The 13,332-nt window shown below is 68.7% G+C and carries 13 protein-coding genes; 7 read left to right on the forward strand and 6 right to left on the reverse strand.

Going from position 1 to position 13,332, the window contains the following annotated elements:
• The first annotated feature begins 28 nt into the window (after nt 1–28).
• Entirely contained in the window at nt 29–820 is a 792-nt protein-coding gene (locus tag CGU35_RS16115; protein ID WP_232711364.1) for an IclR family transcriptional regulator, read from the forward strand.
• Nucleotides 821–1,162: 342 nt separating this feature from the next.
• Here the strand turns inward: CGU35_RS16115 and CGU35_RS16120 are convergent, their stop codons facing one another.
• Entirely contained in the window at nt 1,163–1,582 is a 420-nt protein-coding gene (locus CGU35_RS16120) for a GNAT family N-acetyltransferase (RefSeq protein WP_100812497.1), read from the reverse strand.
• Nucleotides 1,583–1,727: 145 nt separating this feature from the next.
• Between CGU35_RS16120 and CGU35_RS16125 the strand changes: the two genes are divergently transcribed.
• A complete protein-coding gene (locus tag CGU35_RS16125; protein WP_100812498.1) occupies nt 1,728–2,201 on the forward strand; it encodes an S-ribosylhomocysteine lyase in 474 nt (157 codons plus the stop codon).
• A gap of 30 nt (nt 2,202–2,231) precedes the next feature.
• Here CGU35_RS16125 and CGU35_RS16130 read toward each other — a convergent pair whose 3' ends face one another.
• Nucleotides 2,232–3,002: a siderophore-interacting protein gene (locus CGU35_RS16130; RefSeq protein WP_100812499.1), complete on the reverse strand. Its 771-nt coding sequence runs from the start codon at nt 3,000–3,002 to the stop codon at nt 2,232–2,234.
• A 138-nt stretch (nt 3,003–3,140) separates the two neighbouring features.
• On the opposite strand from CGU35_RS16130, the gene CGU35_RS16135 reads away from it, so the two are divergent.
• Nucleotides 3,141–4,166 (forward strand): isopenicillin N synthase family dioxygenase, encoded by a 1,026-nt coding sequence (locus CGU35_RS16135; RefSeq protein ID WP_100812500.1) that lies wholly within the window; start codon nt 3,141–3,143, stop codon nt 4,164–4,166.
• 11 nt (nt 4,167–4,177) lie between these two features.
• On the opposite strand, the gene CGU35_RS16140 is transcribed toward CGU35_RS16135, so the two are convergent.
• On the reverse strand, nt 4,178–4,981 hold the full coding sequence (locus CGU35_RS16140) for an SDR family oxidoreductase (protein ID WP_232711365.1): 804 nt from the start codon (nt 4,979–4,981) through the stop codon (nt 4,178–4,180).
• Between the two features lie 23 nt (nt 4,982–5,004).
• Nucleotides 5,005–5,409: a VOC family protein gene (locus tag CGU35_RS16145; protein ID WP_100812502.1), complete on the reverse strand. Its 405-nt coding sequence runs from the start codon at nt 5,407–5,409 to the stop codon at nt 5,005–5,007.
• Nucleotides 5,410–5,512: 103 nt separating this feature from the next.
• Here CGU35_RS16145 and CGU35_RS16150 point away from each other — a divergent pair, with 103 nt between their 5' ends.
• The 4 genes from CGU35_RS16150 (at nt 5,513) to CGU35_RS16170 (ending at nt 9,610) form a co-directional block, all read left to right on the forward strand.
• Nucleotides 5,513–6,052, forward strand: a complete 540-nt coding sequence (locus tag CGU35_RS16150; RefSeq protein WP_100812503.1) for a pyridoxamine 5'-phosphate oxidase family protein — start codon at nt 5,513–5,515, stop codon at nt 6,050–6,052.
• Between the two features lie 6 nt (nt 6,053–6,058).
• Nucleotides 6,059–7,057, forward strand: coding sequence for a magnesium/cobalt transporter CorA (gene corA / locus CGU35_RS16155; RefSeq protein ID WP_100812504.1), 999 nt, complete (start codon nt 6,059–6,061; stop codon nt 7,055–7,057).
• The gene (locus tag CGU35_RS16160; protein ID WP_100812505.1) at nt 7,054–8,418 is read left to right on the forward strand and encodes a carboxylesterase family protein; all 1,365 of its coding nucleotides are present in this window, start codon (nt 7,054–7,056) and stop codon (nt 8,416–8,418) included. Before corA ends, CGU35_RS16160 begins: the two co-directional genes overlap by 4 nt.
• Before the next feature lie 253 nt (nt 8,419–8,671).
• On the forward strand, nt 8,672–9,610 hold the full coding sequence (locus CGU35_RS16170; protein WP_100812506.1) for a DMT family transporter: 939 nt from the start codon (nt 8,672–8,674) through the stop codon (nt 9,608–9,610).
• Nucleotides 9,611–9,684: 74 nt separating this feature from the next.
• Here CGU35_RS16170 and CGU35_RS16175 read toward each other — a convergent pair whose 3' ends face one another.
• Both CGU35_RS16175 and CGU35_RS16180 read right to left on the reverse strand, forming a co-directional pair.
• Nucleotides 9,685–11,571, reverse strand: a complete 1,887-nt coding sequence (locus CGU35_RS16175) for a BCCT family transporter (protein WP_100812507.1) — start codon at nt 11,569–11,571, stop codon at nt 9,685–9,687.
• A 378-nt stretch (nt 11,572–11,949) separates the two neighbouring features.
• Nucleotides 11,950–13,323 carry an FAD-binding oxidoreductase gene (locus CGU35_RS16180; protein ID WP_100812508.1) on the reverse strand — a complete coding sequence of 458 codons (1,374 nt, stop codon included), beginning with the start codon at nt 13,321–13,323 and terminating at the stop codon, nt 11,950–11,952.
• Nucleotides 13,324–13,332 lie beyond the last annotated feature (9 nt).

Genomic DNA, 13,332 nt, shown 5'->3' on the forward strand with positions numbered 1-13,332 from the left:
CGGCCATGTTTCGAATACGGTCGCTTATGTGAGACGACGCGAGCAGGCCGATCCAGGTGCGGCGCCCTCCGCGCCTGCGGCTCGCCACGCCCTGCGTGTGCTGACCTACATGTCCCGGCAGCGAGGGCCTGTGCCGGCCGCGGTGATCGCCCGTGATCTCGACCTCCCCCGAGCGGCGACCTACCGCATCCTGGGCGCCCTGGAGGACCACGGCTATGCCGTGCACTACCCCGAGGCGCAGCGCTACGGGCTCGGCTTCGCGGCGTTCGAGCTGAGCTCCGGCTTCAGCCGTCAGGAGCCGATCACGCGGTTGAGCGCCCCGATCCTGGCCTCGATGGTGGACCGGCTCGGTGAGAGCGCTCACGTGGCCGTCCTCAGCGGTACCGACGTCATCTATCTCGTGGAGGAGCGGGCCAAACTGCGCCCAGCCCTCATCACCGAGGTCGGCGTGCGGCTTCCCAGTCACGCCACGGCGAGCGGGCGCGCGATGCTGGCCACCCTTCCTCTGGCCCAGGTACGCGCTCTGTTCGCCGATAAGGCGCCGTTCGCCACTCGACCGCACCACCGCATCCGGAGTTTGTCGGGCCTCGCACGCGAACTCATCGATGTCCGCCGCGCCGGTTATGCGACCGAGAGTGAAGAGGTCACCCCGGGCATGGCATCGGTGTCGGTCGCCGCACGCGACCATGCCGGCTGGCCTGCGGCGTGCCTCACGCTCACCTTTCCGCTTGAGCGCATCGCACCCTCGGAGTGGCCGGCGCTGGCCGGTCGGATCCGGACGTACACACGCGAGCTGGAACGGCGAATCGGCAGCGGCTGACGGGACACAGCCGAACGAGGCAGCCACATCCGCGGCGGATTTCCCTCCGGCGAGTTCCACTCAGGCAATGTGGCGTGCGCGAGGTTTCATCGCGACCTCCCTTCAGAGGTAGAGCCCCCCTCTGTCGATGTGCGTCAGCCACCGAATGGACGGCCACCGCGCGGATTGATCGGCGCCGCGTACTGATCACTGACGGCGATCACGCGGACGCCGGACTCCGGCATCCGCGCTTGTGTGCGCTGGAAGCTGGGCTTACCGGAGCCGGTTCCACCGTTGACGAGGCACTGCGAGCCGATGCGCGGCCACCTTCTCGCGGCTGCCGGCTCGATGCCCGCTCAGGCTTCAGCTCTGGAACCGTGCCATCCACCGCTCGGGTTGGGCGAGCGGCTCGAACCCGAACTTCTCGTACAGACCGTGCGCATCGGCCGTCGAGAGCATGATGCGGCGTAGCCCGAGCGGCTGCAGGTCCGCGACGACCCCCTCCATCAAGCCGACGCCGACGCCGAGACCCCGGACATCCGGGGCAACGAAGACATCGCACAGCCAGGCGAATGTCGCACCGTCTGTCACGACGCGCGCGTACGCGACCTGCGCGGCCGACTCATCGTCGATCACGGCATAGTTCCGGGATGCGTCGATCGCCGCTTCCTGCACGGAACGCGGACGCCCGAGAGCCCAGTAGGACTGCTCGCTCAGCCAGCGGTGCACGAGCTCGCGATCGATGTCGTCCGGGTCGGTCGAGAAGCGGAATCGGTCGTCCATGTCTCGAGGCTATTCCGGCCCGAGCCCCATCGGCTGCGTCTTCGCGCATGCTGGTGCATTGCCGCGACGGGCTCGGTTTCGTGCACGATGGGAACACACCTCGTTGACGGCCGGGAGGCCGAGTGGCGTTCGCAAGGAGGAACTGATGGCAGAGATCGAGAGTTTCACCCTCGACCACACCTCGGTGCTCGCACCCTACGTGCGTCGCATCGGGGTCGAGCACGGTCCCGGTGGGGGCACGATCACGAACTTCGACGTGCGGCTCGTCCAACCGAACGCGGGGGAGATCCCCACGGCCGGGCTGCACACGCTCGAGCACATGCTGGCGGGGCTGCTGCGGGATCGCATCGACGGTGTCATCGACATCTCACCCTTCGGCTGCCGCACCGGCTTCCACCTGCTGATGTGGGGAGAGCCCGAGATCGCGGACGTCGTCGCGGCGCTCACCGAGAGCCTCCGCTTCATCGCGGACGAGGCCGTCGAGGCCGACATCCCGGGGGTCTCGGCCGTCGAGTGCGGCAACTTCCGCGACCACTCGCTGCACAGCGCCCGCGAATGGGCCAAGGTCGTGCTCGACCAGGGGATCAGCCGCGACGCGTTCGCTCGCGTCGGAGTTTGAACCTGGTGCGGGTCTGAGCGCGGCGCAGATCTAGAGGATCTGGCCGATCGGCTCGCGCTTCTCGGCCTGGAAGCGGTCCTCGGTCCGGCCGCGCGCCCAATAGCCCGAGAGCGAGACCTGGCCACGATCGAGTCCGCGCTCGTCGAACAGCGCGCGCCGGAGCGCCTTCATCGATTCGCGTTCCCCGTGCGCGAAGACGTCGACCGTCCCGTCGCGCCACGTCATGCCGCGGACGCGATCGGCGAGTGTTTCGGTCGCGTGCTCAGCGTCGACGACCCAGTGCACGTCGACGCCGTGCGGCGCGTCGAGCGTGACGATGGCGTCTTCCGCGTCGACCTCGATGAAAGCGGCCCCGACGGCGTCGGCGGGCAGAGCCGCGAGCGCCGCGGCGATCGCGGGCACGGCCGACAGATCGCCGAGATAGAGGTACCAGGATGCCTCGGTGTTCGGGGCGTACCCGCCACCCGGCCCCATCAGTCGAAGCGACGCACCCGGTGCCGCCGACGCCGCCCAGGGGCCGGCCAGACCCTCGGCGCCATGCACCACGAAGTCGATGTCGAGCGTCTGCGCCTCGTGATCGACACGGTGAACCGTATATGTCCTCGTGACGATCAGGGAATCGGTGTCCGTGAACATCAGCTTGACGTACTTGTCGGTTTCCGCACGATCCTCGAACCGGGCGAATCCCGGTCCTCCGAGCGTCACGCGCACCAGGTGCGGGGTGAGCCAGGAACTCGCCACGACCGTGAGGTCGATAGCGGGTCGCGGAGAACGGCTGGACGTGCGGGATGCGAGGGCCATCCTTCGACGCTACCGCCGTCCGGCGGGAGCGGGCCGTTCGGGCACTGACGGACGAGCCAGGGCCGAATCACCCCGGCGGGTCGTCATGCTCTGAAACACAACTTCGTCGTCACCGAACTGCTGACTAACGTCGGGAGCATGACTGCCACGCCGATCCCCGTCCTGGACCTCTCGCTGCTCGACCAGGGACCGGCGGCGGCCGATCGATTCCGCGACGAACTGCGTCGCGCCACGCACGAGGTGGGCTTCTTCACCCTTGTGGGCCACGGCATTCCCGATGAGCTGCAGGCACGACTGCTGTCGACGTCCCGCGCGTTCTTCGCTCTGCCCGACGAGCAGAAGCTCGAGATCGAGAACCTGAAGTCCCCGTACTTCCGCGGCTACGCGCGCGTCGGCGGCGAGCTCACGCAGGGCAAGGTCGATTGGCGCGAGCAGATCGACATCGGCCCCGGGCGCGAGGCGCGCGAACTCGGGCCCGACGACCCCGCGTATCTGCGCCTGGAAGGCCCCAATCAGTGGCCGAGCGCCCTGCCGGAGCTGCGCACCGTCATCGAAGAGTGGCGAGACCGTCTCGAGGTGATCGGCCGCCGACTTCTCGTCGCCTGGTCCGAGGCGCTCGGCAGCGACCCCACGCAGCTTCTCGACATCTTCGAGGACGAGCCTTCCATCCACATCAAGATTGCTCGCTATCCCGGCGTGCCCGAAACGGCGAGCTCCCGCCAGGGGGTCGGGCGACACAAGGACGCGGGCGTTCTCACGCTGCTCTGGATCGAGCCGGATGCCGGAGGCCTCCAGGTCGAATACCAGGGCGAGTGGCACGACGTGCCGCCGCAGGACAGTGCGTTGATCGTCAACATCGGCGAACTGCTCGAGTGGGCGACGGACGGCTACCTGCGAGCGACCGTGCACCGCGTGATCGCTCCCACCGAGGGCTCCGAGCGCATCTCGGTTCCGTTCTTCTTCAACCCGCGTCTCGACGCTGTCGTCCCTCGGCTGGTCATGTCGCCCGAGTACCGCGCCGCTGCGCGGGGGATCGAACAGGATCCGACGAACGTCATCCACGGCTCGTACGGCGAGAACCAGCTCAAGTCGCGGCTGCGCGCGCACCCGGACGTCGCCGAGATCCACCACCCGGACCTGCTCGCGGGTACCGCCACGCGCTGACGGAGCGCCAGCTACCGTCCGTCCGCGCGCCCGCGGAAGTCGTCCATCGTCTTGTTGATGCCGAGGGCGTTCAACACGGCGTCGAAGGCCGGCACCGGCAGCATCCGGGCTCCGGGGATCAACCGCGCGAGCCGGGGCATGATGAGTTGGCGCTTGCCGCGCTCGATCGCGTCCAGGATGCGGGTCGCGACGTCCTGCTCGTCGAGGATCGGCAAGAGCCGCGGATATTTCGTCTTGACCCCCGCGAACATGCCGGTGTTGATGTAGTACGGGCAGACCACGAGCGTGCCGACGCGGCTGTGGTCCGCGGCGAGTTCGGCCCGCAGCGACTCGGTGAAACCGAAGGCGGCGAACTTGCTGGCCGAGTAGTCGGTCTGACGCGCGACACCGACGAGTCCCGCGGCGCTGGCGATCGTGACGACCGTGCCGCGGTCGCGTGCGATCATCCCGCCGAGGAATGCGCGCGTCATCCAGTAGAGGCTGAGGGTGTTGACCTCGAACGTACGCCGGATGGCATCGGGTTCCGCGTCGAGCAGTCGCTTGCCCGTCACGACGCCCGCGTTGTTGACCAGGATGTCGACCGCCCCCGTCTCGGCAGCGGCCCGGTCGACGGATTCCCGATCCGTGATGTCGACCGTCGTCGCCTCAGCGCTGCCGCCCCGCTCACGGATCTCGTCGCGAACCCGGCGTCCGCGTTCCTCGGAGAGGTCCCAGATGGTGACGCGAGCACCGCGCCCAGCGGCGCCGAGCGCCATCAGCCGTCCGATGCCGTTGCCCCCGCCGGTGATGAGCACGTGTGCGCCGGACAATTGCACGGACTTTCTCTTCACGATGGGCCTCAGTCCTCGTAGCCGATCAGCCACGGCACCCCGAAGCGATCGGTCACCCGCCCGTCGTGGGCTCCCCAGGGTCGCTCCTGCAGGGGGTCGACGACCTCGCCCCCCTCGGTGAGCGCCGCGAACCAGGTCGAGAGCGTCGCCGGGTCGGCCGTGCCGAGCAGTGAGAACATCAGGCCCGCGGTCGCGAGCGGTGCGAGCGGTGCCTCGCCGCCCGCGACATCCGAGGCGAACAGTGCGACGCGTCCACTGAGGATGCCGTGAGCCACCGCATCCGGATGTCCTTCCTCGTTGCCCATCTCGGCATACGTATGGATCTCGAGGTCACCCCCGAAGACGTCGCGGTAGAACGTCAGCGCCTCACGCGCCCGGCCGTCGAATCTGAGGTAGGGCACCAGTCCGGTCATGGTGCGAGCCTACGACTCGAGCTGGCGAACCGTCAGGGCAGATCGCGGGCGATTGCCGCGGCAGCGAACGGACTGTTCACCCGGCGGCGATATCGTGAGGTCCATGGGCAAAGTCCTCGACGCCATCGATCCGAAGCTCGCCGAATGGATGGAGGCTCAGCCCCTCTGGTTCGTCTCGACGGCGCCCCTGGCGGAGGACGGTCACGTCAACGTCTCGCCGCGCGGACACGACACCTTCTCGGTGCTCGGACCGAAAAGGGTCGGATGGGTCGACTACACCGGCAGCGGCATCGAGACGATTGCGCACCTGCGCGAGAACGGGCGCATCTGCGTCATGTTCACGTCGTTCGACGGCTGCCCCCGGATCGTTCGCCTGCACGGCACCGGCACGGTCCTGCTGCCCGGCGAGGCCGGGTTCGAAGAAGTGGTGGCACGGCATCCCGACAACCCCAGCACGCGGGCGGTCATCGCGGTCGATGTCACGCGCGTCAGCGACTCGTGCGGCTGGGGCGTGCCGGTCATGGACGTGCGCGAAGAGCGCGATCTCATCCGGCTCCACGCCGAGAAGAAAGGCCCGGACGGAATGCACGAGTACCGCGCTCAGAAGAACGCATTCAGCATCGACGGACTTCGGGGGCTCTGATCCACGATGCCCATCGTCGATAACGCCGTGTACGTGGACGGCCGCCGGATCGAGAACCCCGCGAACCTGCGCGAGACCTTCGAGTTCATGCGGGCACGGAGGGGCATGGCCTGGATCGGCCTGTTCCGGCCGACGCCCGAGGAGATCCGCCAGGTGGCAGACGAGTTCTCGCTCCACCCCCTGGCCGTCGAGGACGCGCTGACCGGTCATCAGCGCGCCAAGTTGGAGCGCTATGGGAACATCCTGTTCACCGTGCTGCGGCCCGCGCGCTACATGGATGCGACCGAGACGGTCGAGTTCGGCGAGCTGCACGTCTTCGTCGGACCCGACTTCGTGGTGACCATCCGGCATGCCGAATCACCCGACCTGGCACGCGTCCGCCATCGCCTGGAGTCACAGCCCGAGCTGCTGTCGCTCGGACCCGAGGCGGTGCTTTACGCCATCCTGGACGAGGTCGTCGACGAATACCGGCCGGTCGTGGCGGGGGTCGAGAACGACATCGACGAGATCGAAGACTCTCTGTTCGGCGGCGGGGGCGCGTCGCTCTCGCAACGCATCTACGAGCTCTCGAGCGAGGTGATCAGCTTCCAACGCGCGACCCAGCCTCTCGCCGAGATGCTGGAAGGCCTCCATCGCGGCGCCGAGAAGTACGGTGTCGACATCGAACTGCAACGCTCGCTGCGTGACGTGCACGACCACACGCTGTCGATCACCGATCGGATCGCAACGTTCCGGTCGCTGCTCGAGAACGCGCTCACCGTCAACGCCACGCTCGTGAGCGAGCGGCAGACCGACACGGCGCTCGAGCAGAACGAGCAGGTCAAGAAGATCTCGGGCTGGGCCGCCATCCTCTTCGGACCCTCGCTCGTCGGAACCGTTTACGGCATGAACTTCGACTACATGCCCGAGTTGCACTGGGTGTGGGGCTATCCCATGGCGTTGGCGATGATGGCCGCGACGAGCATCACGCTCTACGTCGTGTTCCGCAAGAAGCACTGGCTGTGACCGCCGACCCTGCCCCTGAGTCCGCGTTCACTCCCGAGTTCGCACCGCCGTGCGGGCCGGTCCGGGGCTGGGCCGACGGGCCGGTGGTTCGGGCGACCGGCATTCCGTACGCGTCCGCGCGGCGGTTCGCCGAGCCATCCGCCATCCCCGACGGGATCGAGCCGCTGGCAGCCACGGACTGGTCACCGGCCTGCCCGCAGCGCGCGATGCCGTTTCTCGACCGCGTCCTCGGCAGCACCCTCGACCAGCGGCGCCTCGACGAGAACTGCCAGCACCTGTCGATCACGATGCCCGCGGGTACAGCGCCGGGCGACGACCTGCCCGTCATGGTCTGGATCCACGGCGGCTCGTACGTTTCGGGCGCGGGCGACCTGCCGATCATGGACCCCGCCGCTCTCGTCGCGGAACAACGGGTGATCGTGGTCACCGTCACGTACCGCCTCGGACTGTTCGGTTTCCTCGGGGGAGTGCCGGGGCGTCCCGCCAACCTCGGCCTGCTGGATCAGCTCGCCGCGTTCGCGTGGGTGCAGCGCAACATCTCGGCCTTCGGGGGCGATCCGCGCCAGGTCACGGCGTTCGGGCAGTCGGCCGGCGGTGACGCGGTCGCGCACCTCATGGCGACCCCGGGTGCGGCGGGACTCTTCGCGCGCGCGATCATCCAGAGCGCGCCGCTCGGCCTGGCACGCGGGCGATCGGCGATGTCGGCAGCGATGAACGACGTCTTCGACGAGTCGCTCGGGCGAGCGGATCCGGATGCGTCGCCGGCAGACATCCTCGCAATGCAACCGTCGGTCGACCAGGCCGCATCGCGCTTCGGGCTGAAGGGCGGCATGGCGTTCGGCACGCAGTACGGGCAGGCGCCGCTGCCCGACGAGGCCGGGTTGGACGCGGCCTGGGATGCCGCGGCGCCGAGCATCGACATCCTGATCGGACACACCGCGGAAGAGGCCGCCCTGTTCCTGCCCCGCTTGCCGAGCTTGCAGGGCGTGCTGCGGATTCCGGTGCTCGGCGCGCTCGTCGGGCGGGCGGTGGTCGCCCTCGTCACGCGTCTCGTGTACGCGCGGGACAGTCGACGATTCGCGCGCCGTCACGCTCGGGCCGGCGGACGCGCGCATCACTACGTCATCAACTGGTCGGCGCCGGGCAGCGGCTGGGGCTCGGCGCACACCGTCGACCTGCCCCTGCTGTTCGGGGACGCGGATGCCTGGCGCACCGCCGACCTCGTCACGGGCACCGCGTGGGCGGACATCGACGCATCCGGTCGCCGCGTGCGCGCCGTGTGGGGTCGCTTCGCGCGGGGCGAAGACCTCGGCGAGCGTGTGAGCGTGCCGGGCGCTCTCGACGTCCGTCGCGTTCGGTAGCGCTCCGCCAGTCGGCGTGCAGCAATCGAACACCGCGTTCCGCGAGCGAGTCCAGGGGGGAACGGCCGACCGACCCGCTGGCTGCGGACGTGATGTACCCGGTCGCGCAACGACTCCTGCAGCACTGCGACGCAGTGCTACGCCTGCCGGGGGAGTCGCGGGTCGCCGACCAGGACGTCGCGATCGCCGGCCTGCGGGAGCTGCCGGTCCATACGGCCGTCGAGAACGTTCCGCCCGCCCTAGGGTGTGAAGCGTGCCAAAACTCGGGTCGCGCTGGCGACCGTTCACGCGGCAGGAACTCGCTCTCGTTCTGATCACCGCCGTGTGGGGCTCGACGTTCCTGATCGTCCACGTCGCCGTCCAGTACAGCGGCCCGTGGTTCTTCGTCGGCATGCGATTCCTGACCGCCGGGGTGATCAGCGCGGTCATCTTCGCGCGCGTTCTGCCGGGCATGCGCTGGCGAGAGATCGGCGCCGGGTCCGCGATCGGCGTGATGATCTTCCTCGGCTACGGCCTGCAGACCGTCGGGCTTCAGACGATCGACAGCAGCACATCCGCCTTCATCACGGCCCTGTACGTCCCGCTCGTCCCCGTTCTGCAGTGGATCGTCTTCCGCAAACCGCCGCGGCCGCTCACCTGGATCGGGGTGACACTGGCATTCGTCGGGCTGATTCTCGTGGCGGACCCGACGAGCGTCGGCTTCGCCTTCGGCGCGGGCGAGATCGCGACCCTCGTGAGCACGCTTCCGATCGCGGCCGAGATCATCCTCATCAGTGTGTTCGCGGGCCGGGTCGACCTGGGCCGGGTGACGGTGGTGCAGCTTCTCGTCGCCGGCCTGCTGGGGCTGGCGACCATGCCGGTCGTCGGCGAGCAGCCTCCCGCCTTCTCGTGGGTCTGGCTGAGCGCGGCCGTCGCCCTGGGAGCCGCTAGCTGCATCATCCAGCTCACGATGAACTGGGCGCAACGGTCTGTCTCTCCGACCCGGGCCACGATCATCTACGCCGGCGAACCCGTGTGGGCCGGGATCGTCGGGCGGATCGCGGGGGAGCGCCTGCCCGCGATAGCGATCCTCGGGGCGGCGTTCATCGTCGCGGGCGCGGTCGTCAGCGAGCTCGACCCGCGCAAGCGGGGCCAACCGCCGGAAGAGCGAGCGGATGACGCGGGCTCCGCCCCCGGCGAGCACCTGGACTGAGGCGCCGACGGACGGGCGGGCCGATCCCGCCCGGTTCGCGGCGCATGACGGCGTACGACGATCGCCGACGGCACCTATCGCAGCGGCTCGCCGCCGTCGTGGATCTCGCGGTCGGGCACATCGTCCACATCATCGGATGACCGGGGATCGTGCTCCACGACCCGGTCGACGTCGCTCGTCGGCACGCCCGAGGGCTCGACGTTGGCGGCGTCGAGGGCTTCCGTCGACGCCGCGCGTGGAGGCCCGTCGGACGCTGCGGTCATGCCGTCGCGCGGCGGATCCTGCTGCAGACCGATGCGATGCGCGAGGCGGCGCATCCAAGACGGCTCCCGCAGTGCGCCGCGAGCGGTCGGCTCTTCGACCTCGAGCCCGTAGTACTCGCCGATGTGGTCGACGAACTGCGCTCGGGCGGCGCGGTCGTAGGCGCGGCGCTCTCTGCTGAAGGCGACGACGGTGGACCAGCAGATCAGCAGCATCACGACGCTGAAGGGCAGAGCGATGATGATCGCCGCCGTCTGGAGAGCCTGAAGGCCCCCCGCGAGCAGCAGGGCGATCGCGAGGACCGCGCTCGTCACCGCGAAGAAGGCCCGCACCCATCGGCGTGGGTTGATCTGACCGCCGGTTGCGATCATCCCCATCACGAGCGCGCCCGAGTCCGACGACGTCACGAAGAAGACCGTGATCAGCACGATGACGCCGATCGTGAGCACGGGCGTGCCCGGAATGTACTCCAGCATCTGGAAGAGCGCCGTGTTGAGGTCGACGCTGCCGTCGGGTTGCGTGAGGGCTCCGGGGTTGGTCAGTTCGATGTACAGCGCCGATCCGCCCAGCACGCTGAACCACAGGATCGTGATGAGCGTCGGCACGATGATGACGCCCATCACGAACTGTCGCACCGTGCGGCCCCGCGAGATGCGGGCGATGAAGATGCCGACGAACGGGGCCCACGAGATCCACCATCCCCAGTAGAAGGACGTCCACCCCGCCTGCCACGCCTCACCGGCCGCGCCCTGGAAGGCGCTGACGTTGAACGACAGGCCGATGTAGTTCTGGATGTAGTTGCCGATCGACTGCACCCACTCGCGCAGCAAGAACTCCGTCTGCCCGAACACGAGCAGGTACACGACGAGCAGCCCGGCGAGGATCAGGTTGAAGGACGACAGCCACTTCATGCCCTTCGTCACGCCCGACAGCACGGATGCGAGAACCAGCACCGTGATCACGGCGATGATGCCGATCTGGACGGGCACCGTCGGCTCGAACAGACCCGCGGCATCCAATCCTGCGCTGATCTGCAGCACACCGAGGCCGAGCGACGTCGCGACACCGAAGAGCGTTCCGACGAGCGCGACGACATCGATCGCGTTGCCCCAACCGCCCTCGACCCGCTTGCCGAGGAGGGGCTCGAGCGACCAGCGGATGGAGATCGGGCGCTTGCGCCGGTGGATCGCGTACGCCAGCCCGAGCCCCACCACGACGTAGATCGACCATGCCTGCACACCCCAGTGCAGGTACGTCTGACTGAGGGCGGACTGCGCGAGCTGCTCGGGCGTTCCGGTCACACCCGGTCGGGGCGAGACGAAGTGACTCAGCGGCTCACTGACTCCGTAGAACACCAGACCGATTCCCATGCCGGCCGCGAAGAGCAGCGAGAACCATGCGCCGAGCGAGAACTCGGGCTTCTCGTCATCGGCGCCGAGACGGATGTCGCCGAACCGACTGAACCCGATGACGAGGGCGAAGGCGACGAAGAAAGCCGCGATCAGCACGTAGTACCAGTTGAAAGCGTTGATGATCGTCGACTGCACGGCGCCGAAGAACTCCTCGGCGAGGTGCGGCGCGAAGAGGGCGAAGGCGCTGAACGACAGGGCGACGACCGCAGCCGGCCAGAACACCCATCGTTTGATCGTGGAAGGGCGTCCGCCGGACGTCTCCGGCGCCGACCGTTGCGTGGTCGTCATCGTTCCAGCCTATCCAGGCGACTCCTGCGTCCTCATCGCGAACGAGAGCCACATGGTGTCGCTTCCCGGGGAGTTCAGCGAAGTCGGGCCGACGGATCGCCGCGTGGCTCGCCGACTACTCCTAGCTGTCCGCCCAGATCGCGACGACGTTCTCCTCGTCGGACGTCAACAGCCTGACCACGCGCGCGCGGTCCATCGTCACGGGTCAGACCTATGTCGGGTTCGCCTTCAGCACCTTCATCATCGCGATGCTCGTCAGCGTCCTTTTCCTGACGAACTGAACATCGCGGCAGGGAACGCCGTCTCCCGTGGATGAAGCGGGCCAGGGTGAGCTACCGAGGTCGCTCACCCTGGCCCGTCGACTTCGAACCGCGACGGCTAAACGGGGTTGCTCGCCGCGAACACGTTACGCGGGTCCCACTGCGCCTTCACGGCGCGCAGCCGATCGAGCGAAGCTCCGAACCCGAACGCACGATCCATGCCCCCGTCGAGGAACGTGAGCGCCAGCGCGTCGTGAGCCCACGGCTCGAACGCCTCGACGAACGCCGTCGCCGCTGCGAGCGCGGGGGGTACCGCCTCCGGCACGGGGGCCACCGCGATCGCGTGCACGACGTAGTCCCCGGCGAGCGCGGACACCGCCCCGCCACCTGGAACCGGTCGGGAGGCGGCGCCACCGACGTGCCTCAGCTCGGCGATGAAGAGCGCCGGATCTTCGGAGACCGCCACGAACGCCGCGACGGCCTCATCCGGCAGCGAGCCGAGCATCCGGTGACGTGTCATCGCGGGGGTCGGCTGGGGAGGATCCATGTGGACCTGGACGAGGGCAGCGGCGGGGATGCGAGCGAACGTGTCCACCTCGGGCGCGAGTTCACGCAAAGGAAGGAGCAACTCCGCTGCACGAGCATCCGACTCCAGAACCGCCCCATCGATCACGACGACCGAACGGCCGGAGAGGAAAGGCGGCAGTTCGGGCAGCGGCGGCAGATGCAGGACTCGCAGGGTCGAGGTGACCGATTCCGGCACGGAGGACGTCCAGTCCTTCCACGCCCGGCTGACCACTGGAGTGTGCGAGGCGTCCCACAGCAGCATCCCGGCGAACACGTCGGCGTAGGGAAGCAGCTCGATCTCGAGCGAGACCACGATGCCGAACGCACCCGACCCGCCGCGGACGGCCCAGAACAGGTCCTCGTTCTCCTCCGCGCTGGCACGGACGAGTGAACCGTCCGCCGTGACCATCTGGACAGCACGGACCGCGTTCACGCCCAGTCCGTGCGCTCGGGCATAGAACGAGACGCCACCGTTCAGCGAGTACCCCGCGACCGACACGTCGCCCGCGCTGCCGTGGAGGGCTGTCAGCCCATACGGGGCGGCGGCGGCGAGGACATCGTTCCAGTGCGATCCGCCCAGCACGATCGCGGTGCGGGTCTCGGGGTTCACGGTGACCCCGCGCAGGGCGGCGAGGCGAACGAGCACGACGTCCGAAAGATCGGTGTCGGCGAGCGCCGGCGCGGCGTGGCCGGTGGATTGCGGGGCGAGCCGGAGACCGGCGGCGGTCACCGCACGGACGACGGCGACGACGTCCTCCGCAGACTCGGGGGTGACGACCGCGAACGGCCGCTGTTCGACGGCCACGTTCCACGCCACACGGACGGCGTCGTAGTCGGGGTCGCCGGCGAGGACGACACGGGTGCCGAGCGCTTCGCGCAGCTTCTCGGCGCGCTCGTCGAGGGCGATATCGGTGGATGACAACATGGTGGTTAC

The sequence above is a fragment of the Microbacterium sp. BR1 genome, assembly GCF_002812725.1.
Taxonomy (GTDB): domain Bacteria; phylum Actinomycetota; class Actinomycetes; order Actinomycetales; family Microbacteriaceae; genus Microbacterium.